Origin of the sequence: Alteribacter populi (assembly GCF_002352765.1) — a bacterium.
Taxonomy (GTDB): Bacteria; Bacillota; Bacilli; order Bacillales; family Salisediminibacteriaceae; genus Alteribacter; species Alteribacter populi.
Genome location: NZ_KZ293963.1, coordinates 605717 through 629166, shown reverse-complemented (window position 1 = coordinate 629166; position 23450 = coordinate 605717). Strand labels below are relative to the sequence as shown.

The 23450-nt window shown below is 34.1% G+C and carries 24 protein-coding genes; 1 reads left to right on the top strand and 23 read right to left on the bottom strand.

Going from position 1 to position 23450, the window contains the following annotated elements; translation table 11 throughout:
- Positions 1–16: 16 nt before the first annotated feature.
- The 21 genes from CDZ94_RS03140 to CDZ94_RS03045 all read right to left on the bottom strand — a co-directional run bounded on the left by CDZ94_RS03140 (position 17) and on the right by CDZ94_RS03045 (position 21296).
- Entirely contained in the window at positions 17–1783 is a 1767-nt protein-coding gene (locus tag CDZ94_RS03140; protein ID WP_245415770.1) for an ABC transporter ATP-binding protein, read from the bottom strand.
- Between the two features lie 156 nt (positions 1784–1939).
- A complete protein-coding gene (locus CDZ94_RS03135) occupies positions 1940–3133 on the bottom strand; it encodes a glycosyltransferase (protein ID WP_096435077.1) in 1194 nt (397 codons plus the stop codon).
- A complete protein-coding gene (locus CDZ94_RS03130; RefSeq protein ID WP_096435076.1) occupies positions 3102–4244 on the bottom strand; it encodes a polysaccharide pyruvyl transferase family protein in 1143 nt (380 codons plus the stop codon). The genes CDZ94_RS03135 and CDZ94_RS03130 overlap by 32 nt, the downstream gene beginning before the upstream one ends.
- Positions 4245–4266: 22 nt before the next feature.
- Positions 4267–5439, bottom strand: a complete 1173-nt coding sequence (locus CDZ94_RS03125; protein WP_096435075.1) for a glycosyltransferase — start codon at positions 5437–5439, stop codon at positions 4267–4269.
- An 8-nt stretch (positions 5440–5447) separates the two neighbouring features.
- Positions 5448–6473, bottom strand: a complete 1026-nt coding sequence (locus CDZ94_RS03120) for a glycosyltransferase family 2 protein (protein WP_096435074.1) — start codon at positions 6471–6473, stop codon at positions 5448–5450.
- A gap of 42 nt (positions 6474–6515) precedes the next feature.
- Positions 6516–7709 (bottom strand): glycosyltransferase, encoded by a 1194-nt coding sequence (locus CDZ94_RS03115; protein WP_096435073.1) that lies wholly within the window; start codon positions 7707–7709, stop codon positions 6516–6518.
- Positions 7710–7718: 9 nt separating this feature from the next.
- A complete protein-coding gene (locus CDZ94_RS03110; protein ID WP_096435072.1) occupies positions 7719–8456 on the bottom strand; it encodes a glycosyltransferase family 32 protein in 738 nt (245 codons plus the stop codon).
- Positions 8457–8465: 9 nt separating this feature from the next.
- On the bottom strand, positions 8466–9608 hold the full coding sequence (locus tag CDZ94_RS03105) for an aminotransferase class I/II-fold pyridoxal phosphate-dependent enzyme (protein ID WP_106408553.1): 1143 nt from the start codon (positions 9606–9608) through the stop codon (positions 8466–8468).
- Positions 9609–9636: 28 nt separating this feature from the next.
- Positions 9637–10293, bottom strand: a complete 657-nt coding sequence (locus CDZ94_RS03100) for an acetyltransferase (RefSeq protein WP_096435070.1) — start codon at positions 10291–10293, stop codon at positions 9637–9639.
- Positions 10290–10904, bottom strand: coding sequence for a sugar transferase (locus CDZ94_RS03095; RefSeq protein ID WP_096435069.1), 615 nt, complete (start codon positions 10902–10904; stop codon positions 10290–10292). The genes CDZ94_RS03100 and CDZ94_RS03095 overlap by 4 nt, the downstream gene beginning before the upstream one ends.
- Before the next feature lie 29 nt (positions 10905–10933).
- The gene (locus tag CDZ94_RS22030) at positions 10934–11041 is read right to left on the bottom strand and encodes a hypothetical protein (protein ID WP_483414905.1); all 108 of its coding nucleotides are present in this window, start codon (positions 11039–11041) and stop codon (positions 10934–10936) included.
- Positions 11042–11115: 74 nt separating this feature from the next.
- Positions 11116–12189 carry an EpsG family protein gene (locus tag CDZ94_RS03090; protein ID WP_096435068.1) on the bottom strand — a complete coding sequence of 358 codons (1074 nt, stop codon included), beginning with the start codon at positions 12187–12189 and terminating at the stop codon, positions 11116–11118.
- 25 nt (positions 12190–12214) lie between these two features.
- Positions 12215–13099 carry a glycosyltransferase family 2 protein gene (locus CDZ94_RS03085; RefSeq protein ID WP_096435067.1) on the bottom strand — a complete coding sequence of 295 codons (885 nt, stop codon included), beginning with the start codon at positions 13097–13099 and terminating at the stop codon, positions 12215–12217.
- 11 nt (positions 13100–13110) lie between these two features.
- A complete protein-coding gene (locus CDZ94_RS03080) occupies positions 13111–14214 on the bottom strand; it encodes a glycosyltransferase family 1 protein (RefSeq protein WP_096435066.1) in 1104 nt (367 codons plus the stop codon).
- Positions 14199–15353, bottom strand: a complete 1155-nt coding sequence (locus tag CDZ94_RS03075) for a glycosyltransferase family 4 protein (protein ID WP_096440551.1) — start codon at positions 15351–15353, stop codon at positions 14199–14201. The genes CDZ94_RS03080 and CDZ94_RS03075 overlap by 16 nt, the downstream gene beginning before the upstream one ends.
- 19 nt (positions 15354–15372) lie before the next feature.
- Complete coding sequence (gene galU / locus CDZ94_RS03070) at positions 15373–16251, bottom strand: UTP--glucose-1-phosphate uridylyltransferase GalU (protein WP_096435065.1); 879 nt, start codon at positions 16249–16251, stop codon at positions 15373–15375.
- Positions 16252–16430: 179 nt separating this feature from the next.
- Positions 16431–18275 (bottom strand): nucleoside-diphosphate sugar epimerase/dehydratase, encoded by a 1845-nt coding sequence (locus CDZ94_RS03065; RefSeq protein ID WP_096435064.1) that lies wholly within the window; start codon positions 18273–18275, stop codon positions 16431–16433.
- A gap of 286 nt (positions 18276–18561) precedes the next feature.
- Positions 18562–19230: a CpsD/CapB family tyrosine-protein kinase gene (locus tag CDZ94_RS03060; protein WP_157811979.1), complete on the bottom strand. Its 669-nt coding sequence runs from the start codon at positions 19228–19230 to the stop codon at positions 18562–18564.
- Positions 19223–19933, bottom strand: coding sequence for a YveK family protein (locus CDZ94_RS03055; protein WP_096435062.1), 711 nt, complete (start codon positions 19931–19933; stop codon positions 19223–19225). Before CDZ94_RS03055 ends, CDZ94_RS03060 begins: the two co-directional genes overlap by 8 nt.
- A 460-nt stretch (positions 19934–20393) precedes the next feature.
- Positions 20394–20855, bottom strand: coding sequence for a GyrI-like domain-containing protein (locus tag CDZ94_RS03050; RefSeq protein WP_096435061.1), 462 nt, complete (start codon positions 20853–20855; stop codon positions 20394–20396).
- Between the two features lie 84 nt (positions 20856–20939).
- Positions 20940–21296, bottom strand: coding sequence for a VOC family protein (locus CDZ94_RS03045; protein WP_096435060.1), 357 nt, complete (start codon positions 21294–21296; stop codon positions 20940–20942).
- A 195-nt stretch (positions 21297–21491) separates the two neighbouring features.
- On the opposite strand from CDZ94_RS03045, the gene CDZ94_RS03040 reads away from it, so the two are divergent.
- Positions 21492–22265, top strand: a complete 774-nt coding sequence (locus tag CDZ94_RS03040) for a metal-dependent hydrolase (protein WP_096435059.1) — start codon at positions 21492–21494, stop codon at positions 22263–22265.
- A 185-nt stretch (positions 22266–22450) separates the two neighbouring features.
- On the opposite strand, the gene CDZ94_RS03035 is transcribed toward CDZ94_RS03040, so the two are convergent.
- Entirely contained in the window at positions 22451–22900 is a 450-nt protein-coding gene (locus tag CDZ94_RS03035) for a hypothetical protein (RefSeq protein ID WP_096435058.1), read from the bottom strand.
- Between the two features lie 18 nt (positions 22901–22918).
- Entirely contained in the window at positions 22919–23398 is a 480-nt protein-coding gene (locus CDZ94_RS03030; protein ID WP_096435057.1) for a UPF0158 family protein, read from the bottom strand.
- Positions 23399–23450 lie beyond the last annotated feature (52 nt).

Genomic DNA, 23450 nt, shown 5'->3' with positions numbered 1-23450 from the left:
ATTAGAGTTAGGAAAATTAGGATGATTGTTTTTCATATCTTATATTTGTTGACAGTAGAGTTCCTCCACTAATATCAAATACTATGTTACAATTCTCAATTGTACTTAACCGGTGAGCAACGATAATTAACGTTTTGTCGCCTTTTAATCCATCAATGGCTTTCATGATTTCTGTTTCTGTTTCTGTATCCAGTGCTGAAGTCGCTTCATCCATAAACAAAACCTCAGGATTATGGTATAATGCGCGTGCAATTCCAATCCGTTGACGTTGACCTCCGGATAGTCTTACTCCTCTCTCACCTACCTGTGTATCTAACATATCAGGCAAAGATTTTACAAACTCTTTTAGCTGTGCTTGATCTAGAGCCCTCCACACTTCTTTATCACTAATTTGTGACTTATCATATCCAAATGCAACATTACCTCGGATCGTTTCATCAGACAAAAAAATTGTCTGTGGAATATAGCCGATTTTTTTCTGCCATTTTGATTTCTGTTCAATTAAAGGTTTATCGTCAATTAAAAGCTGACCATCTTGAGGACTTAATAACCCAAGGATGATATCCACGAGTGTAGTTTTTCCAGATCCTGATTCGCCAACAAAAGCTACGGATTGACCAATAGGTATAGTTAAAGAAATATCATTAATTGCCCTTTGCTTCTGACCAGGATAACAAAAACTTACATTTTTAAGGTTGATTGAATGTTTAAACGTTCTATTTTCTTCTTTTATAATTATAGAAGAGCTATTGTTCATTTGTTCGTTTGAAGCATTATTGACCAAGTCTTCATATATAACTGTTAATGCTGGTAAATTGTAACGGATCGTCGTAACCATTGCTACAACGCGGGTAATAGAGGGAAGAAGACGAAATGCAGCCATAGCAAATAGGGCCATTGTAGAAACAACTTGGGTAGAGCTGTTCCCTTGTAAAATGATTATAAGCATCATTAGAAGTACTAATGACACCAATAAAGTTTCAATGAACAGCCTTGGAACTTGTTCAAGCATTTTCATATAACGGCTATTATTTGCATTAATTTGACTATGCTTGGTGTAGGCATTAACAAAAAAACTTTCTTTACCTGAAACCTTCACTTCTTTGCTTGCTCCGAGCCCCTGGTTAACCCATTTGATCATTGTACCGCTCACTCTTTGTTGCTCTTTACCTAAATAACTAATTTTCTTTCGAAAAAACTTAAAAAATAAAAAAACACTTCCGCCTAAAATGACAGAAGCTGTTAAAGTAGCTAAAGGAGCCGTAACAAACAAGAGTACTAAAATGCAGATAACAACTAAAATCTCCGTAAGAAGTTGGAAACTGGATAGGAGAATACCTTGAAATACTTTCGATACTTCATGATTTACATTTCTTAAAAGGTCTGCTGTATTTCGCTGCAAATGAAAAGTATATGGTTTCGTTAAATACTCTTTAAATAATTTTCTAGATAACTTAACTTGTTGATTAAGGATTAAACGAAATTGAGCATAATGGAATAACAAGAGGTATAAATTTTTTACAATAAATACAGACAGCATCACGATAACTCCAAATATTATAAATGATGTAACAGATTGAAAATTTAAGGTATCAAATAATAAGCTTAAGATTGCCTGTTCTTGAATAATATTTGGATTTGTTATTATTCCAACGAAAGGAACAATTAAACCTATCCCAATCGTTTCTAATAATGCCGCTAATATCATCATGAAAAAAAGTAAAGATAATTTCTTTTTTTCTTTCTTATTAAAAAGTACCAATATTTTCTTTGCAATATTCACCAATTATTTCACACCTTTTGTTATGTTTTCTGTATTCTTACTTTGATGATACTGACATTTAAAACGATACAGTTTATTTAATAGTTGGCACCACTCTTAAATTCATACGCTTAAAAAAGACATAATCTTCACCCTTCTTATGGATACAAAAGTATACTATATGGAAAGGTTTTTAATAACTTTTTGCTTTTCGTTTGAAAAATTTAAATACTCCTTTGAAGAGTTTTCAATAAATAAGTCACGTAACTCCTTGTTATCTAACAGTTTCTTTAATGCCTTATAAATACACCCTTCATTAATTTCTACAATTAATCCCGTTTCACCATCTTTAATATGTTCTCTTACACTATTAAAATTCGTGGATACTATCGGCTTTTCAAAGTACCTTGCCTCTGCTAAGGTGATACAATATCCCTCATGCCTTGAAGGTTGAACGTATATATCACACTCATTCATAAATGGATAGGGGTTAGGATTACTTCCTAGCAATATGAACTCGTTTTTCACTTTGTATTGCTCAATAAGTTTTTCGTACTCAACTCTAGCGCTTCCTTCCCCAACACAATACCATTTCAGGTTATATCCTTCTGATTTTAGTTTTGCTAAGACTGGAATAGCCAGATCCTGACCTTTTTCTTTACTTAATCTGCCCACAGTCAAGACTCTGATCCCATTAAAGTGATCTTGAAAACCCAAACCATAATCGGCCATCTTCATTACGTATTCCGATGAAGTAAGATTATATAAATAAGCACTCTTTTCTTTTATAGAGGGCAAAACATGTAATAACTTATCCAACCCTTCTTTAGAAACAGTGAATATCTTATCAAATTTTTTATACGCTTTAGATGCAAAGTGTTTATCGAATCCAACTTGAGTAATATCAAAGTGAATCCATTGAACTTTCTTTTTAGATTTTATCTTGTTTAAAACAAAATAACTTATGAAGTCCATTGGACCTGCATAAGCTACTGCAATATCATATTCCTTTTTAAATTTTGAGTGATTTCTTAATAGATAGTTAAAAAATATACTTTTGTTCTTCAGTCCCTTTGAGATTGAATAACTTGTAAAAAAACGAAAAGCTTTAATTACACGTCCTTTTTTTAATAATCGTACAAAAGTGCTTTTAGGCGGATTGTTAAGGAGTGGTTTGATATCATGGTAATCCTTTAGATAGTCGACTTTCACATTTGAAGGAATTTGGTCAAAAAAACCTCCGTTTTCTTCAAGCATTAAAATCGTGATTTCAAACTGATCCTCTGGCAGCTCGGCTATCATATTGAGAAGTGCTTTTTCAGTTCCGCCTATATTCATATTAATTAACATGAATATAATTTCTTTTTTCATAAGCATCCCTCCCACCTTCAATAAAAGCATTTAGCATTTTAAAATGATTACATGCCAAACCAGAGAGCTTATTTATATTAGCGTTAACATCTTTAGCTTTACTTAGAATATTTTCGTCAGTTTGTAATGCAAGGTTTTTCATAGTTATCATCATCGTTTCATCCATTGAAATATCCTTTAACATATTACTTGTTTTTTCACTATAAATAACAGGCAAACATGTTCTACCTAGTAGTAAAGACAAAATAACGCCATGGAATCTTGCAGCAATAAAAAGTTTAAAAGAGGCTATTAATGAAATTGCTTCTTTTATATCACCACTATACTCGTAAATTTTTATATGCTTTTTGGTTTCATTACTAAGTTGGCTATATATCATTCTACATATCTTTTGATCCCCCTCTTTTTCACAAAATGACATTAGCCAACACTTATATCCTTTATTTACAAAATGCTCAATTGATTTAACAGTCGTATTTATGTAAGTTTTTGAGTACGAAGCTAACCCCTTTTTATGATTAACATCAATAATTGAATAACCTACTATGTTCTTCTTTTGAATTGACTTATATTTATCAACATTCATTTGAAAAACAATATCTGGCGCATACCTTACTTGTTTTAAACCTTTAAATATTTCATAAGAATATTTATCTCTAAAGCAAACGTCATCGCATAACTCAAATAACCTTCTATAATCATTGATGAAATCTTTTGTTTTATATGGACCGAAATTAGCTCCCAAAATAAATATACTCTTATCTCTCTTTTTAAATTCAGAAACCATTTTTATTCTGTCTCTAAATAATGAGTTGTGATAATCCTCCTCTCTAAAAATAGAACCTCCTAAAAATAATAAGGCATCATGCTCCTCAGCAACTTCATGATAGTTCGTTATTTTATCAGAAAGTTTAAGACGCTGACCAACCTTATTTAATAACGTATATTTTCTTCTTTTTAGATTACGATACCCTGAAATAAAAGAATCATAATTCTTTCCTATATAATTAAGGGTAAATTCACAATTCGGATATTTTTTTGCAAGAACATCTAAAAACAAATCGTCTCCTAAGTTGAAGGCTAAATAAATATCAACAAAGATTTTATTCATGTAATTTTCCTCACTTTAAACATTATATAAGCTTATATAATTTTTCAACTTCATTAATGGAGCTATACGTATTTTGAGAAGATAATTCTTCAATTATTCTTTCTCTAAACCTACTATTTTCTAAATACTTGATTATACCTTGGTAAATGCTCTCTATATCATGGTCCACGATTAATCCATCTGTTTCATGATTAATAATTTCTCTAGCTGTTGGAAAATTAGTACAGACTATGGGTTTTTTTAATATTTTTGCTTCACATACCGTAAGACCGAAGCCTTCTTTTAAGGATGTTTGCACATATAAGTCACATTTTTTCATGTAAGAATAGGGATTGATTTTCTTGCCAAGAAAAATAAAAACATCTTTAAGCTGATGGTTATCAACTAACTGTTGAAGGTTCTTTCTTTCCGAACCTTCTCCAATAACAAACCATTTGAACTTCACATTTCTATTTTTTAATATTTTGGCTACTTCAATAGCTTTTTCATATGCTTTTACTGTCTCCAGCCTTCCAACTGATAATATATTAATTACTGACTGGTCATATTCTAACACCTTATGTTCTTCAGCCATTTTAAATAACAAATTCGGATCAATAATATCTAATATAATTTCCAGCTTGTTACTATACTCATAGCTTAATTGTGCAACTGAATCTTTAGTATTTTTAGAAACAGCAATGATTTTATTGAAACATTTGTAAGATTTATAATCGAGATTTTTATTATACAGGGTATTTACATAATCTGTATTTATCCAAGCAAGCTTTTTATCAGCCTTAACTTTATTTGCTACAAAGTAAGTCGGCATTCCTTGACTATAAGCTATCGCGACATCGTATTTTTGCTGAAGGGGGTTAAGTATATTTTTTATATTTTCATATACAATTTGCTCACTGTGCAAATTTTTATAATTGGGTAACCTCAAATAAAATGAAGTTTTATATTTATAAGAGCTATATAATAAGTTTTTTTTAAATCGAAATCTTTTTTTTGCTAAAAAACTAAAGTATTCCGGTAATGGTAATACATTTACCTTTTTAGGTATTAATTTTTCCAGGTCTCCTCCCCGTTTAAAAAGTAATAAATCAATTTCATATTTCGAATGATTGATTAAATTTAATAATGAAACTAAACTTTTTTCTGCTCCCCCAATTGTCAGTGAATCAATGACAAATAACAATTTTTTCTTCATAGACTCACCTATCCTCTTCTTAATAATCGTCTTTTTGATGACCTCAATAAATTTATATAAGCCCCATAAATAAAAATTAGCTTTGTAGAGTTTATCTTCAATAAATAGATATAAGGCTTATAAAAATAATTATCAGATGAAAAATAATTTCTATAAGCCTCAACATAGGGCGTATTTAATATTTTTTTTATGTTAGAAATTGTAGCTTTAATTCCTATATTTCTAATATCCTTACTTTGTTGCTCCAATAAAAACATTGTAATTTCTTGAACCTTCTCACACAATATTTGATTCGTTTTTTGCTTATCGTGATTAACGCTATCGAATATATTTTCCAGTTCACTCCATACCTTTACATAATTATCTATATAGTTAATTGAAATATTAGAGCTAATGCTACCTTCATTAAATCTATTATAATGATACAAATATTCATTAACTACTGAAAAAGAACTGCAATGGGCTGAATATTGTAAAACAAAAATTAAATCTTCACACATAAAAATATTTTTATCTAGTTCTAAGTTATTTTTAATAATAATTTCTCTTTTAAATATTTTCCCCCACAATACACCACCAGTACCATAGCAACACATTCTCATAAACAAATGTTTTGTTATAGGAGTGCTGTAATTAAAGTCAATAATTTTTGAAGTTCCATAAATGGAAACATCATTATAACCACAACAGGCTATATCAGAAGATGAACTTAACATTTTTTTTAGTAAAATTGCGACATAATATTTATCAACAATATCATCTGAGTCTACAAAAACAATGTAATTTCCTGTAGATTCTTTCAAGCCTCTATTCCGTGCTTCAGATGGGCCACTATTCGTTTGGTAAAAATATTTAACTCGTTGGTCTTTTTGCTTATAAATATTAATTATTTCATCGGTTCTGTCTGTTGATCCATCATTTATAATAATCACTTCGGTGTTTTGATAGGTTTGATTAAGTATACTTTCCATACATTTAGAAATGTAAGACTCGCAATTATACGCAGGTACAATTACACTAACTTTTGGAATCACTACTCTCACCCACTAAAAAGAAATAAATTAATCTATGTTAATTTAACCAATCATATGGTATAACTTTAACAATTCCTGATTGTTACGATAATCGAAGCTCATACAATTCTCGCATAACGCATCTCTTAATTTTATATCTAATAATAATTCTTCTATTCCACTTACAATCCCTTCCTCACCTAAACTGTATATTACTCCATCAAAACGATCGTTTACTTGACTTGCCGCTGTAGAGTAATTCGTTATTAATATTGGTTTTCCAAGAATTTTTGCCTCTGTAACGGTGACTGCTTTCCCCTCATATCTCGATGGTTGAACATAAATATCAGCAGCTTTCATATACGGATAAGGATTGGTCTTTTTCCCCAGTAAAATAAAAGAATCACTTAGTTCACATTCCTTTATTAGCTGCCTAATCTTGAATTCATCACCGCCATATCCCACCACATACCATGCGATATCTCCATATCCTTTATCTTTCAATTTTTTTAATGCTCGAACAGCATGATCAATACCCTTGGCATGAGATAACCTGGCAACTGTCATTATTTTAAAGCGTTGATCTTCTTTAATTCGGATATCTACCTCTTCTTCGGCCATCTTTCTTATAAACTCAGGAGAAGTAATATTTTCAATTACGGTAACCTTGTGTTTTAACAGACTGTATTTCTTTAAGAAAGAGTCTTTACATGCTTCTGAAACGGCAATGATATGATCAAATTTGTTCCACATTTTTAAATCTGATTTTACATCCGTTTCTACATTGGAATAGTCGGTATGAATCCAAGCAATTTTCTTATTCGCATTCACTTTTTCAGCAACAAAATAATGAGGCCATAAATAGCTAATCGCTACGTCATATTCTTGTTCAATTTTAGGGAGGAAAGGTAATGCATACTTCCACATGAGTTGCATTTGATAATAACCTGGTTCCGTAATTTTCTTTATTTTTCCGAAAACATCGGCAGTTACTTTAGAAAGTAGTCTTGAGAGTCCAATACTGAATTTCTTGTCTTTAAAAACTTCATAAATTGATTTTCGAAATGTCGTATATTGAACGATTTCATCTAATAGATTTACTTCTTTAGGGATTAAGTTCATAAAATCACCCTGGTGGCGATATAACATTAAGTCAACATTATTTCTTTTATAATCAAAGTGTTCAAGCATACTGATTAGACTTCTTTCAACGCCACCTACTTCCATGTCAAAGGAAGCTATCATCACTTTTTTCATGTTTACCTCCTATGATTTTGAAACCAACTTCCTAAATCTTGCGATATTTTCTCCTCCAACTACCTTTGATAACGCCATTTTTAAATTACTTTTGAATCTCTCCATTGGTGGAAGCCAACTTTTGTGAAAATAGTGCACGGTATAAGTTGCTTCTGAAAAAAGCATTCTACAGTTAATATAGTCATACGGTGAAAAATAAGCTTGAGGATAAAAAGCTCCTATTTCATCAATTACTTGAAATTCACCGTTTTTCTTAAGTCCAAAATCTTCAAGCATCTTCGTTACGATCGCTACATTTGTTAGATTATCAAATGTTCCATCTTCTTTAATGAAAGCTTTATTATAATAGGAATCTAAAAATTTCTTAATCAATGGATTTTCTTTAGCAGACCCTATCGTACTAGTCGCAATATAGTTTCCTTGTTCAAACCCCCAAAAAGAATCGTGATGTAACAGATCATCGAACGGTCTAAATATTTCTACATCGGTATCTAAGTAAATACCACCAAAATGATACAGTGCGTGAACTCTTACATAATCACTGACAAATGCAAACTTTTTTGCTTCATACGCTTCTCTTACAAATTGGTTTGTGTCAATATCAAAACTCTTCTCATTCCACTCCATGATTTGATAATCGGTCAAATGATTTTTCCAACTTGCAATACATTTTTTGATAAGATCAGGCTTTTCATTTCCCCCAAACCAGCAGTAATGAACTATTTTGGGGATTTTCTTTTTTGTCATCTGGTCATTTCACCCCCAACGTAGTTTCCCATCAATTCCTACCTTTGATTTTATTGTATTAACGATACACTCAATCACTCTTCCTTGTTCTTCTTCGCTCAAGTTGGATCCGGATGGAAGACAGATACCTTTTTCAAATAAATGTTCAGAAACGCTTTCGCCATCTTTATGAGGATAATAGCAATAACCTCTAAAAAGAGGCTGCATATGGAGAGGTTTCCAAACTGGTCTTGATTCAATGTTTTCTTCTCCTAAAGCGTCTAGTAATGTTTTTGTAGTAACACCGGCTTCCTCTTCATTAATCGTAAGTACCGTCAGCCATCGATTGGATCGTGTATTCTTTAATTCAGGCATGAATTCAATGCCTGGAATATCGGTTAATTCTAATAAATACCGTTCAAAGATTGTTCTTTTCGCATCAACTCTGTCTTCCAATACTGCTAATTGCGATCTGCCGATTCCAGCTAATACATTGCTCAATCGATAGTTAAATCCAAGTTGACTATGTTGATAGTGAGGTGCCGGGTCTCTTGCTTGAGTGGCTAAAAATCTGGCCTTTGATAAGGCTTCCTTATCATCAGACACAAGCATCCCTCCGCCGGATGTTGTAATGATTTTATTGCCATTGAATGAATAAATACCAAAATCACCAAATGTGCCGCTCGCTTTCCTGCAATACGTGGATCCGAGCGATTCAGCGGCATCCTCAATCATTGGAACCCGATACTTTTTACATAAAGAAACGATGTCATTCATTTTAGCGCTTTGACCGTATAAATTAACGACAATTACCGCTTTCGGTAACTGACCTTTAATAAAAGCATCATTTAATGCAGTTTCTAAAGCTTGAGGTGACATGTTCCATGACTCAGGATCCGAATCAATGAAAACTGGCTCAGCCCCCTGATAAAGAATGGGGTTGGCACTAGCTACAAAAGTTAAAGTGGAACAAAAAACGGTATCTCCAGTTTTTACGTCTAACAAAGAAAGAGCCAAATGTATAGCTGCAGTGCCTGAACTTACTGCTAAAGCTTCTTTGACTCCTACGTAATCTGCGATTTCCTTTTCAAAAGCATTAAGATTTGTTCCTACTGGAGCAATCCAATTGGTATCAAAGGCTTCCTTAATGTACTTTTGTTCATTTCCACTCATATGGGGAGGTGAAAGGTAAATCCTACTTTTAGATATTGTTTTCAACAATTGTATCACCTTCTCTCATTTTGTACTTTGCAGGAACTCCAACAGCAGTACAACATGGTGGAACATCTTTAATAACAGTGGCTCCGGCACCAATAATAGAGCCAGCACCAATCTTGATATTCGGAATAATGATTGCTCCCGCTCCTACATGCACACCCTCTTCCACTTTTACTGACCCCGTTAAGGTAGCATTAGGAGATATATGGACAAATGAACCTACTGAATTATCATGTTCGATTACTGCACTAGTATTTATTATTGTATGATCACCTATTTTTGTATCAGCATTAACAACAGCATTGGACATGACCACAGTCCCACATCCTAATTCCGCACTAGGACTTATCACTGCTAATTTATGAATCAATGTTGCGTAATGAGCTAGTGGAAGATCTAATCTTTCGGCTATCATCTTTCTGACTTTATTATCTCCAATAGCAATGACTATTTTAACAGCACCATAATAAAGGATAACCTCTTGCAAACTTGAAATAGGGCCATAAAAGAAATCTTCATTGAAAACTAATTCTTTGTAAACATCATCTAAGTACCCGACGATTTCAAATTCATCTTTTTCTAAAATCATATCCTTAATTACTTTACTGTGGCCCCCTTGACCAATAATAATGATTTTCATTCATGACCACCGCTTACCTTTGTATTTTGTCCGTTAAATCGATCTACTGTTGCCTGACCAACTTGGTTAATACCTTCAGATTTAAATACTTTGTAAACTGTTAGAATGAGAACCTTTATATCTAATAAAAAAGAATGGTTCGTAACGTACCACAAATCTAATGCAAACTTTTCTTCCCAGGTAATGGCATTGCGCCCGTTCACCTGTGCCCACCCTGTGATTCCAGGCCTAACGTTATGTCTTTTAAATTGTTCTGTTGTATACAACGGCAAATATTCCATTAATAATGGCCTCGGACCGACCAAACTAATATGACCACGAATGACATTTAATAGTTGTGGAATTTCATCCAAGCTGTATTTTCTTATAAACTGCCCAAATGAAGTGAGTCTCCTATGATCCGGAAGTAAGACACCGGCTTTGTTTTTCTCACTTGTCATTGTTCGAAATTTATAAAGGTAAAAAGGCTTTCCATATAGACCTGGTCTTTCTTGTTTGAAAATAATGGGCGAACCGAGCTTCGCTTTGATTAGTAAAGCAATGACGATAATCACTGGAAAAAACATAAATAATAAAATAAACGCTACGATTAAATCGAATGTTCGTTTGATTTTTTCACCCCCCTTTATCTAAACAGAGACTATTCAATTATCTCTACGTATTTTAGAATCTCATCCTCAATGACTTTTATTAGTTCGGAAGCTGTTATGTCTTCAGTTCCTTGCCCTTTTTGATACGTTTCCAACAAAATCTCCTGATTTCTCTTGAGTTATGTTGTTTAATATCTTGCTCACTTACCTCACCATCACTTGAAATTTAGTTTTAGAAAAAGTTACTTCTGTAATGAATGTTTAAGGATATGACATGCTCATAATAGAAGTAGATAAAATAGCATACGACAATAGCGTAATACACAAGTTTTTGATCTTTTTTACAGAACAATTTAACAACCCAGGCTATCAATATTAATTGATATAAACCGAAGTAAATCGTAAACCTTGCAAAAATCCAATTTTGAGATGCAATAACCATAAAGACAAGATTTAAGATACAAAGATTTACAATGTAATCTCCATTTGTAAAGGACTCTCTAAGTTTCTCTCTCCCAAAGTATGCAAGGGCTAATGGGGCTGCATTTACTAGAATCCTTAACATATTGGCTCCACCTTCAGAAAACCCTTGATAATGTCCATATTGACTTTCACTAATAGCTGAGAATAGAAATTCTGAAAATTGATTGTATCCGATAACGATGAGAATAGCGGCTAATAACAACCCGAATGTTGTCTTGGTCCAAGCTTTTCTTCTTACTATAAAATAAATAGGGATCAGTATAAGTGCACTTTGGTGAAATGATGATGCTATTAGAACAACAAAAATAAATTTCTTCCAGCTTCCATCTAGAATATATTTTGTAGCAGCAAAGATGATAGCTGCTGCCAAAAACTGTCTGATACCATTCATTGACACTAAAAATAAGCCACTTGTGATATACACATAGAGGCTTAATTCAAACAATCTAGAATACCTGTATAACACTAAAACGATTAATACGTTAGTAATTAAAGCAGTGACTAATAATAAGGTTTGCGGGTCACTTGAAAAACTCTTCAAGATCATTTGAAGGATACCAAATCCGATATCTTTTTCACCAAGAATACTGCTCCAACTGTGATCATTCACTTCATATGCATGGATGTAATAATAAGTATCTCCAATTGTGTTTCGGAGGCCAGATACTAATACTAGTGTTAACAGTGCAAAAAAAACAAAATACTTATTAGGTCTTATCAATACAGGCATGGTAGCGGTTGTACTTATACCGGTAGTAGCACAGTATCTAGACATAAATGAGAAACTAAAGACTAGCGCTAAATTGACCCAAAGAATAGCCATACCCTAATTCCTTTCAAAAAGGTAGTTAAGTAATCTTAATTTTTGTTACGATTAAAAAAAATAAAAAAATGCCCGGTGTAATGGCAAATAAAGTTAGAGATTTACATGGGCTCTCACTAATAAATTTGTAATTTTTGTCTAATAAACTGCTTGATACATAATGTATTGCCTGTCTGAACTTAAAAGCTATATTTGCAGATGGCAGTTTCATTAGCTCCTTGCGATAAAATGAAAAGCCTTTTGGGTTTTTATAATACTGCATTAGCATGTTTAAGGAAGAACCATCAGGCAAATATTCAACAATACATAACGTTTCATTCATTAAGAGCAATTTGTATTCTTGATCAAGCTTGTAATACTTATAAGCTAAACCGACATATTTCTCATCACCAAAAACTGGATAAGGGTACTTTTTTGTTAACTCAGTACGATAAACCAGTTTTTTATCCCCTGTAACATTATATTTGTTATATAAATCAAAGAGAGTTGAAGTTGTGGTGTGCTCTGGAAACTTTGAACCAATGATCTTTCCATTGGTGTACGAATCAAGACCTACCATGCCACTCACTTTATCACATCCGTGTTCGGACCAGAATGACACTATCTTCTCAACAGCTCCTTCGGCTAACATGTCATCTGAATCAATACAAACATTTAACTCAGTATTTATAAGTTTGTAAGCTGTGTTGTGAGCACCATGCATTCCTTGGTTCTTCTGTCTATGGTATTGAATGTCAATCTTATCTTCTGCTATCCAGCCGTTAACTAATTCTTTTGTATTATCAGTTGAGCCATCATCGATGATCAACCAGACGAAGTCTTTATTCGTTTGTTGTACAAGACTGTTATAACAATTATGGAGACAGTAGCCTCTATTATATGTCGGTGTAAATACTGTAAGTTTTTTCAAACTCTTCACCTCTATACTGATAAATAAAACATTTGCGTCCATTCTGCAGTATTCTTAATATCATAGCCTTTTTTGGATAAATTACTTTTCGCCTCTACACGTCTTAACGGCCCTTCAGCGATTTCTATTACTTTATCTATCCATTGTGCTTTATTAGTTATAGAAACAAATTCAACTAAATTCACTTCCATATCTACTTCTTTGGTAATGACATCTGAGACGACACAAGGTAACCCAGCTGCTTGGGCTTCAATTAGAGTGACTGGTAATCCTTCATGAAGAGAGGGGAACATAAATAAATCAAAACCTTGTAGTAGCTGAGAAATATCACTACGAACTCCAATTACAAACACTTGCTTATTTAAATTTAATTTTAAAATTTTCTTTTCCATCTTTTCTCTTAACTGTCCATCACCTACCAATATCAGTTTTGACTGAGGTATCGCCTGATTTATTTGAGCAAAAACATCGATAAGAAAATCGTGATTTTTTTGATGATTAAAACGTCCAACATGCCCGATTACAAAATCATCTTTCTTTAGTTCCAACTCTCCTCTAATCTTTTTTCTCTGGTCTTGAGAATAAGTAAAGTTGTCACTCTCTATGCCATTTTTTAAAACTTGAACGCGACCAATTTCATTCTTAAAAAGCCATTTTGCAGCAGCATTCGAACAAGCAAGTAAATGTGTGGCACTCTTTAAGATATAGTTTCCTATATACCATTTGTATAGCTTAGCCGCAGTCTTTCCCTCACTGTTTGTATTATGGCTGTGAGCAATTCGAATTGGAATATTACTTTCCTTAGCAGTATTGAGTACAATTCCACTCATTTTATCCAAGTGTGAATGAACAATCCTATACTCTGAATGCGATTCAAAGAAACGTTGTAACGCTTTTTTAAATCCAAAATGACCTGATTCCGAAATATATGGAATTCGATGTATGATCCCCCCAAGTTGGATAATTTCATCATCGAATACTCCTTTTTTACAAGTGAGGAAATCAAATTGTACCTTGCTGCGATCGACATTTCGATATAAATTCATAAGAAGGGTTTCGGCACCTCCACGATTCATATTGACTACGACATGCAAAACCCTTATTGGACCGCCCACTCATAATCCCCCCTCTTATTTAAGAATCTCGAATAGATGATTTCCTTTTCTTCTAATATTTTTTTAATACAATATTGATTTTTTATCGTTTGCCTTCCATTTAAGCCTAGGTTTTTTCTTAATTCTTCATTTTTCCCAAGTAGAGTCAGTTGTTCTACGAAACCGTTTATATCTTTTATATCTATTATCGATCCATTTTCATTATTTCGAACAAGTTCTTTATGCCCCCTATTATCACTAACCACAACCGGGAGCCCACAAGCCATTGCCTCCATAATGTTTACAGGCAATCCTTCACGAAAGCTGGAACTGACAGCTATATCACACATTGGTAACATCTGATGAATGTCCTTTCGAAAGCCGAGAAAATCAACTGCATTTTCTACTCCAAGAGAATTCGCTATATGTCTACACTCATCTACTTGTGCCCCCGTACCAGCTAAGATAAGACGAGCTTGTGACAGCTCTTTTTTTATCTTAGCAAGGACTTTTATAAGTAGCTGTTGGTTTTTGTTTTTGTTGAATTCAGCAGCGTAAAAGAGTAATAAATCATCACGGTGATAGCCATATTGCTTTCTTCGTTCTTTTTTTAATAATTCATCTAACGGCTTAAAGCGTTCTATGTCTATCCCAACACCATGAACATGGTCAATACTCCCCGCATTAAACCGATGTTTATGTGCTAAATTGTAGTCTTCAGTATTAATGGTTATAAGACAGTCTGTAAATCGAGAGAGATGTTTTTCAATTGGGTAATAGACTAACCAGTTAACTAGTGGTGCCCCTTTGCAAAAATGGAATCCGTGTGCAGTATAAATGACCTTTGTTCCATACCTTCTGGCTTTTCTTGCTGCAAATCGAGCAAGCACTCCCCCTATAGGTGTATGGCAATGGATCAATGTATAGTTTTCTTTATCTATAATTGTCTTAAGTTCATTGTAGGCTTTTATATTTGCCAGGTTGAAAGGAGATCTGTGTATTGGAAGATTGAACTTGATATCAGTTAACGGCAAATTAATCGTTCCAGCAGCTGCAACATGAACTTCCCACCCCTGTTCTTTAAACCACTTCATATAGGGTAAATGAAAAGCCTTAAAATGATAATCGACTGTTGCACAAAATAAGATTTTTTTAGGCATTGCTATCATCAACCCCAGCCTATTTAATGAATTCTTTTTCCACTACTCTAGAAAGGTAATCTAGTAAACTATTTTTTAAATCCTCCCGCTCAAGCGCCATTTCGATGGTTGTTTGTATAAACCCCATTTTTTCACCTACATCATAGCGAACACCTTCAAAATTATAAGCATAAACAGCTTCTATGTGTTTTAGGCGAGCAATTGCATCGGTTAATTGAATTTCACCACCAGACCCGGGCTCCTGGCTACCTAACAGGTCAAAAATCTTTGGGCTAAGAATATAGCGACCTAAAATTGCTAGGTTGGATGGGGCATCTTCTTTCTTTGGTTTCTCAATCAAATGATTAACACCATAAAACCGACTTCCGATTTTCTTTCCATCGACGATCCCATATCTGGAAACCTCATCATCCTCAACGGTTTGCACACCTAGGATTGATGCTCTGTAGTGATTATACTGTTCGATTAGTTGTTTCAAGCAAGGTTTTTGAGCACGAACAATATCATCACCTAATAAAACGGCAAATGGTTCATCACCTATAAATTTACGGGCACACCATATGGCATGACCAAGGCCTTTTGGCTCTTTTTGTCTTATGTAATGTATATCAACAAGTTTCGAAGATTTTTGGACTTCGTCTAATAGTTCCATTTTTCCTTTCTTCAGTAAATTTTGTTCAAGTTCAAACGAGTGATCAAAGTGATCTTCAATGGCCCTTTTCCCCCTGCCTGTGACGATGATAATATCCTCTATCCCTGATTCTACTGCTTCCTCTACAATATATTGAATTGTTGGCTTATCTACAATTGGCAGCATTTCCTTAGGCATCGCTTTTGTTGCTGGAAGAAAGCGCGTTCCAAGTCCTGCTGCTGGAATGATAGCTTTTCTTACATTCATATGATCACTCCCTCAATAAAATTTAATTTCCTTCCGAATACTCCCGCATTCTCTAGTTTTCATAAATCCCTAATAAGAGATACACCTTAGAGAGTGGATATATATTGTATAAATACTATTATTTCACAAAAACAATAACGATGCGTAAAGCATCTCCACAAAGCTCATTTTTATAGTAATTAACCTTGTAGTGATACCATTACTTTTTCTTCTAAACGATCTTTTTTTGTTATTTTACGATTTGCTAAATTTAGAATTTGATTTCTTAAGTTTTCTAGTTCGTAGAGTGTATAAGTAGACATTATTTCTTCTATCTCATCTATGAAGATTTCTGCTGATTTCCCTATATATATTTTCGGGTAAATTTGTGGCTCTTGAATTTCTTGTTTATTTAATAACTCTTCAAATAGTTTTTCTCCTGGTCTCATACCTGAATATTCAATGCCTATTTCTTCAACAGCGTAGCCTGAGAGCTTAATTAAGTTTTTGGCAAGGTCAACAATTTTTACTGGGTCTCCCATATCCAGTACAAATGTTTCTCCTCCCCTAGCTAAACTTCCGGCTTGAATAACTAACCTCGATGCTTCTGGGATGGTCATAAAGTAACGGACCATTTCTGGATGAGTGACTGTAACGGGACCGCCTCTTTGTATTTGTTTTTTAAATAAGGGAATAACACTACCGCGACTGCCTAAGACATTTCCGAAACGAACGGTAATGAACTTTGTGTTACTTTTTCGATCCATGTCATAAATGATCATTTCGGCTAACCTTTTTGTTGCTCCCATTACACTTGTTGGATTCACCGCTTTATCAGAAGAAATCATGACAAACGTTTTTACCTCGTGTTTGCTTGCAGCTTTTGCCACATTCATCGTTCCAATCATATTGTTTTTTACTGCTTCTTCCGGATTTCGCTCCATTAGTGGTACATGTTTATGAGCTGCCGCATGATAAACGACATGAGGACGATGTTTCTTCATAATCGAAAGCATTTTTTTTGAATCCTGGATATCTGCAATTTCTGTGACGAATGCTATGTTTGTATCTTTGTATGCAACTTTTAGTTCCATCTCGATTGAATAAATGCTATTTTCTCCATGACCTAGTAGCACCAATTTATCGGGTTTAAAGTTAGAAATTTGACGGCAAATCTCTGATCCAATGGATCCACCGGCTCCAGTTACTAAGACTACGTGATTTGAAATATACTTTGCTATCCCATTTGTATCCAATTCCACTGGGTCTCTGCCTAATAAATCCTCAACTTTTACTTCGCGAAATTGATTTACGGATATCTTCCCGGTTACTAGGTCCTCAATCATAGGTAATATTCTCGTTTTTACTTTTGTTTTCGCGCATTCTTTGAAAATGATATTTAGTTCTTTTTTTCGCAAAGAAGGAATAGCGATGACGATATTTTCGATGTTAAAATTTCGTACTGTATTCTCAAGCTGATCTATTCCGCCTATGACGGGGATGCCTAGAACGTCAAGATTATGTTTATTTACATTGTCATCAACAAAAGCTACTGGTAATAGTTCTGTTTCCCTATTATTTAATAGTTGTCTGGCTACCATAGTTCCGGCAGAACCTGCTCCAATGATTAATGTCCGGGTTTTGTTTTCATTCTTTATTAAGTATGTATCGCGAATAACTCTCCAACTAAATCGCGATCCTCCTATCATCCCCATCTGAAGTAACCAAATGATCGTAAGAAGGCGTAAATGGATTTCCTGGAAGGCGACTTGTTGTAACAAAGCGACAATTGCAATTGAAAATGTTACGGTTTTTAAAATAATCAATAATTCCCCAATACTGGCGTATTCCCATGCTTTTTTATAGAGTTTATAAAATAATGACAAGAAATGGTGGCTGATCAGTAATGTCATTGCGGTTAAAATTAGAATTGGAGCAAAGAAAATTAATGAATATTTTAATAATATGCTGCTTATCAATATCGTCGTTAGTATAAAAAATGAATCAATGAGAACGAGGAGAGATAGCCTCTTTTGATAAGCCATAATCGAACCTCCCTTTTCACCTTTTTTAAAAGTAGGTGCTTAACATTTAATGTTTTTAATGAGCCGGTAACCATTACCGAACCATTAAAAAAATTAAATAAATTGGGCATTTAACCCACCCTCACACCACACTTTTGATGACGAGCATCTAAGGCTATTAACCCACAGCATGATCGAGTGCCCCCATAGATATTGGCAAGGAGACATCACCAAACATTTGGATTTTCGATTCGTTCGAAATAAAGAACAACTTAGCTAAAAAAATAAAACGTTATTATATTTGATTTCATTTGTTCTTTTTAAAGAATCCACGGGGTTTACCATTCAAAATGACACCAAGCAATTTTGCATTGGATGTTTCTAATGATTTTTTTGCTTCTAGTGCTAATGTGTCTTCCGTTTTACCATTACGAATAACGAGAATGACCCCTTCGCATCGACTAGCAACGACTTTAGCTTCGTCTCCCTCCAGCACTGGTGGAGAATCGAATAGGACGTAATCATATTGCTTTAAGCCTTCAGTAATTAAGGTTTCCATTAGCCTGGACTTGAATATTTTTTCCGAATCATGTGGTACTGGACCACTAGTTATTAATTTCAGTCTTGCAATTTCAGTTCGATTTACTATTTCCTCCATTTTTTTTTGCCCCGATAAAAAGTTGGTTAAACCGATAGCGTTTTTCATTTTAAACATTTTATGGATCGTAGGGTCCTTTACATCGGTATCTATTAATAACACATTTTTTCCTTCCTGTGCTAATGAAACAGCTAGATTTGCTACTGTTGTAGATTTCCCCTCACCAAATCCGGGAGAGGTGATAATTAATACTCGACTTTTCGTTTCAAAAGAAGAAAACTCTAGGTTTATTCTAATTTTTTCATATTCATTGGCGATTATAGAACTAGGATTATTAAAGAATGCAGGTACTTTTCTACTTTTCAATAAGTTAACCAATCGTTTCACCCCTGAATGATGGACTCTCTTTTTTATTTTTATTCTTAACGATCGTTTTTTTGTTTATTTTTGACACACTCCCTAAAACCGGGACTTGAAGTAGTTTTTCGATTTCACGTTGCGACCTTAGTCTGTTGTCTAAACTGTCCAAGAGAAAAACATAACCAATGCCAACTATTATTCCCATAATGAATGTGATTTTTATTGAGCGATTACTTGTAGGATTTATTGGTTGTTCGTTATCACTTGCAACAGCTTCTGATAAAGAGTCAACCTCAGTAAAATTCAAGGTGTCTGCAACAACTGCTTTATATATACTTGCCGTGGTATTCGCGATTTGTACTGCGGTTTCCGGGTTTGTATCATGGACAATGATTCTTACGATCTGGGAGCCTTCGACGTCCTGAACTTGGATTTGTGTGCTTAATGCTTCTGGAGAACGGTTCAATTGAAGTTCTTCAATGACAGCTTCCATTACTGGAGGCTCTTTTATAAACACTTTAAGCGTGTTCATAAAACCGGAATCTTCTCGAATAATGATTCTTGCTGATGATTCGTAAATAGGCGTTGGCTGAAAGTAATAAGAATGAATCGCGCCAGCTGTTGTGGATATGAATGTAATTAAAAGGATGACCCACAACCGCTTTTTAAGAGTATCAAAAATCTTTTTAACCTCGATTTCTTTACTCTTTTTTGTTTCCATACCTATCACCTTCTTGTTTTTATTAAGTAAAATGAGTCATTGTTTCGTTCTTAATAAAGAACTTCACGACCAAAAAAAAGGATTGGACCGTTTAAATACGAGATTTTAGTACTAGATATAACTAATGACATCGTTAATATTACATCCATTTTAGTTCTTAATAAAGAACGTGTCAATAGAATTTACAGAATTTAATAAAAAACACTTTTTGGTTGAAAGGTTTCTCTCAATAAATAATCATTAAAAATAAGCTGCTGCCTTGACCACATATGGGGATTCATCAACTAAATTGTAACAAGGCGCGCTATCTCATGAGCTCACCTTGTTACATTTATAAAATGTTTATTCCTTTCTCTACGGTTTTAATACAACCTTAATACAATCGTACTCATGATCATTAAAAATCTTGTAGGCATGACTGGCATCGTCAAGCGAGGTTCAAGCTGTATTAAAGCACTGTTCATCTAACCGTATCGTACAACTCAATTGTCATGTTTTCTCCTGTTTCGAGTGTCCAATGGGGGTAAACTTCTAAATGCCAAGCATTCAGGTGTCTTGTATATTCACTCGCTTCTATTTCACTCAGTAACTTCTCATATGTGTTAAATATGACTTTCACAGGTCCACTGTGTTTTGCATAAGCATAGCTTTGAGCGGGTATCGTGAGCCTTGTCATTCCTTTTGGTACTTGATCAAATTCCGACACCTGGAGACAAGCCCAGTAACCGTCATCTTCCTTATTACTATTTTCCTCAACGACAAAGGCGCCTACGAGCTTGCTTCTGTCAATTAGGTAAGGTATTTCACCTTTCCGTCTTTTTAATTGCTCAACAGCTTTTGGAATTTCTATCTGGTAGTCACTTCCTTCACATACTACTCTAATCCCCACCAATTTCATTTCGCCTTTGTTGATGATTTTCATATTCAACCTTCTTCCTTTTCTTTTAACATTATGACACGGACTGTCATGCTACATCCCAACCAAGTTACCATGTAATTAGTCTGCCTAGCACTGACAAACCATTAGAACATTTTCATCCGGATCTTTAAAGTTAAACCAGTGATCGTGTTCAACTTCTGTTATAAGTTCAATTCCATTCTCCTTAAATTCCTCATAAGTTTGTTGAATATTTTTCGTATTAAAATGAAACAACGGTGCCGTTCCTGTGTAACGTTTATCAAAAATTTTACTATCAAGTACAAGGTCTATTCCGTTCTCAAGTGGTATAACATAAATGTGTCCGAATTGAATTTCCCCATCAGTAGTTACTCCTAACAAGTTACAGTACCAATCTCTCGCATCTTCAACATTTTTGACTGGTATAAAAATCGTGCCAACTTTCCGTTCTAAAGTACTTAACATTCCCTTTGCCCTCCTTCTCTTTTGAAAAACTTATTATTTCTTTTTCTAAAAAAACCGACCTTTTTGGATTTTAATTAAAAAATCCAGTTAGTTATTTTTTATTTTGTAATATTCAGAGAAATAATTCAATACATTAATAACCGTTTGATATTTAAAAACTCATTATTTAAATAATCCTTTAAGGGAGGCCAAAAATTGAAGCTAACAAGGTTAGGACATTCGTGTTTTGTTGTTGAGTTGAATACGGGAACAAGAATCATGGTTGATCCATTTTTGGATCAAAACCCTGCATGTCCTAAAGACTTTTTGAAAAAAGATTACTTAGAGACAATCGATGTTGTTTTAGTAACACATGGACATTTTGATCACGCATCAGGTTTAGCAGAGCTGAAAAAGCGTAATCCAGAGGTGTTAGTCGTCGCTCAATATGAGTTTGCTTTGAAGTTAATGGGGGATGGATACCATGTATTTCCTTTAAACTTTGGTGGAACTTATCGTACTGAAGACTTTGAAGTAACGATGGTCAATGCCGTCCACACTTCGACCTTTGGTGAAACTCACGGTAAGCCACAGTTTGTCGGATTACCTTGTGGGTATGTTTTGAATCCTGCCAATGGAGAAACGGTGTACATTTCGGGGGACACGAATGTGATGGCAGATATGAAAATTATTCAAGATATCTATCATCCTTCGATTGCCATTTTGTCGTGTGCCGGTCAATTTGTAATGGGACCCAAAGAAGCTGCCTATGCGTTAAGTCACTTATTGGATGTTAAAAGGGTTGTTCCATGTCATACGTTCCCTAAAGTTGAGGATGCAGCTGATCCTGATATGATGGAGAATTTACTGGAGAATTTTCCCGTGGTAGAAAACATGATTGGACAGGATGAAGAGTTAAAGAAGCTGATGAGTAAACGGAAAGATCCCGAGGTCATTGTTATGGATTTTGGAGAAACAAAGAGATTATAGATTTTATTTGAAGTGGAAAACTACTTAAAACGTGAGCCTTTACTTATTCATGATCGTACCGAGGACCTCATACTGTATCAAACAACGACCATGGCTTTCACTAAATTAGTAATGGCTTCGTAAGCTGCTCTCCCGCTACTCATAAATGCTTACCGAGATGTTAAAAAGATACACATTTACGCTCATTACTTCGTAGTTGCCCCCAAAAGGTCAAAAACCAACCTTTTGGGGCCCCCTCTGAAAACTGGAGGATTATCGTTTAATCCTTCCTTTTTATTTTTCTTAACGATGTATTGTATCGCATAATGTTTCTCGACATTTGAGTTACCGGATTTACTAAATTGAAGTCGTTGTTTCTTTCCTTTTCCCCAGGAATTATACATTGTTATTGAAGGATTTAATTCAAGCTTTATACAGTATGAACGAAACTCTTTCATAATGAAGCTGAATTGATTTAAATTCCCACTTATCACTCTTTCCAAATAACGAACCTTCTTAAACCGCCAATTCTCATAATCTTTTTTCGTTAACTTATCTAAATATGTAAAAACATTAATGGGACTTACGAATCCTTGCTTATGACAATAATAATGGATTGCATTTTTGACTTTTTTCGATAGCTGTTGTCGGTTCATTTATTATCATTCCTAAATCTATTTATCGTCCATGTACTTTATGCTATTTCTTTCACACCAATTTACCGCGATTTTTCTTAATTGTTGTCTACGATAGGAATACCATTCTTGTTCTATATTAAGACTGATGATTTCATCTTTGAATCTCCTAAATGCCCCTCTCCCATCGATGGTCCTCAATAAATGAGATTGAATAGGGGCGTCTTGTGAAAAACTAAATTCTTTCATGATTTCATATTCATTTACTTGAAATTTTGATGGCAGTTCCACGTACTGCCCATCTTCTTCATCTTCAAGGATAGCTATTGCCTCGACCAATTCATGTTTAATCCAATCAGGGAAAGTATCAAGCTCTCCTTCTTCAACATCTTCAGCTTTTCTTAAATGCGTAGTAGAAATAGACGTTATTTTATACGTTTTCTTGTTAAAATATGTTTTATATTCTTCCATGAGCATTTCTAATTCATCAATGATTTCATTTAAGTGTATTGATTTCATAATTAAGACACCTCTTGCTGAAAAGTATAACGCAAAATCAGAATCTACTTCA

Bases quoted from the DNA above. Each gene is read 5' to 3' on its own strand.
- CDZ94_RS03135 (WP_096435077.1), bottom strand. From the start codon at position 3,133: ATGAAAAAAGAAATTATATTCATGTTAATTAATATGAATATAGGCGGA.
- CDZ94_RS03130 (WP_096435076.1), bottom strand. From the start codon at position 4,244: ATGAATAAAATCTTTGTTGATATTTATTTAGCCTTCAACTTAGGAGAC.
- CDZ94_RS03125 (WP_096435075.1), bottom strand. From the start codon at position 5,439: ATGAAGAAAAAATTGTTATTTGTCATTGATTCACTGACAATTGGGGGA.
- CDZ94_RS03115 (WP_096435073.1), bottom strand. From the start codon at position 7,709: ATGAAAAAAGTGATGATAGCTTCCTTTGACATGGAAGTAGGTGGCGTT.
- CDZ94_RS03110 (WP_096435072.1), bottom strand. From the start codon at position 8,456: ATGACAAAAAAGAAAATCCCCAAAATAGTTCATTACTGCTGGTTTGGG.
- CDZ94_RS03105 (WP_106408553.1), bottom strand. From the start codon at position 9,608: ATGAGTGGAAATGAACAAAAGTACATTAAGGAAGCCTTTGATACCAAT.
- CDZ94_RS03100 (WP_096435070.1), bottom strand. From the start codon at position 10,293: ATGAAAATCATTATTATTGGTCAAGGGGGCCACAGTAAAGTAATTAAG.
- CDZ94_RS03090 (WP_096435068.1), bottom strand. From the start codon at position 12,189: ATGGCTATTCTTTGGGTCAATTTAGCGCTAGTCTTTAGTTTCTCATTT.
- CDZ94_RS03075 (WP_096440551.1), bottom strand. From the start codon at position 15,353: ATGCCTAAAAAAATCTTATTTTGTGCAACAGTCGATTATCATTTTAAG.
- galU (WP_096435065.1), bottom strand. From the start codon at position 16,251: ATGAATGTAAGAAAAGCTATCATTCCAGCAGCAGGACTTGGAACGCGC.
- CDZ94_RS03065 (WP_096435064.1), bottom strand. From the start codon at position 18,275: ATGGCTTATCAAAAGAGGCTATCTCTCCTCGTTCTCATTGATTCATTT.
- CDZ94_RS03055 (WP_096435062.1), bottom strand. From the start codon at position 19,933: ATGGAAACAAAAAAGAGTAAAGAAATCGAGGTTAAAAAGATTTTTGAT.
- CDZ94_RS03050 (WP_096435061.1), bottom strand. From the start codon at position 20,855: ATGAAAATCATCAACAAAGGCGAAATGAAATTGGTGGGGATTAGAGTA.
- CDZ94_RS03045 (WP_096435060.1), bottom strand. From the start codon at position 21,296: ATGTTAAGTACTTTAGAACGGAAAGTTGGCACGATTTTTATACCAGTC.
- CDZ94_RS03035 (WP_096435058.1), bottom strand. From the start codon at position 22,900: ATGAACCGACAACAGCTATCGAAAAAAGTCAAAAATGCAATCCATTAT.
- CDZ94_RS03030 (WP_096435057.1), bottom strand. From the start codon at position 23,398: ATGAAATCAATACACTTAAATGAAATCATTGATGAATTAGAAATGCTC.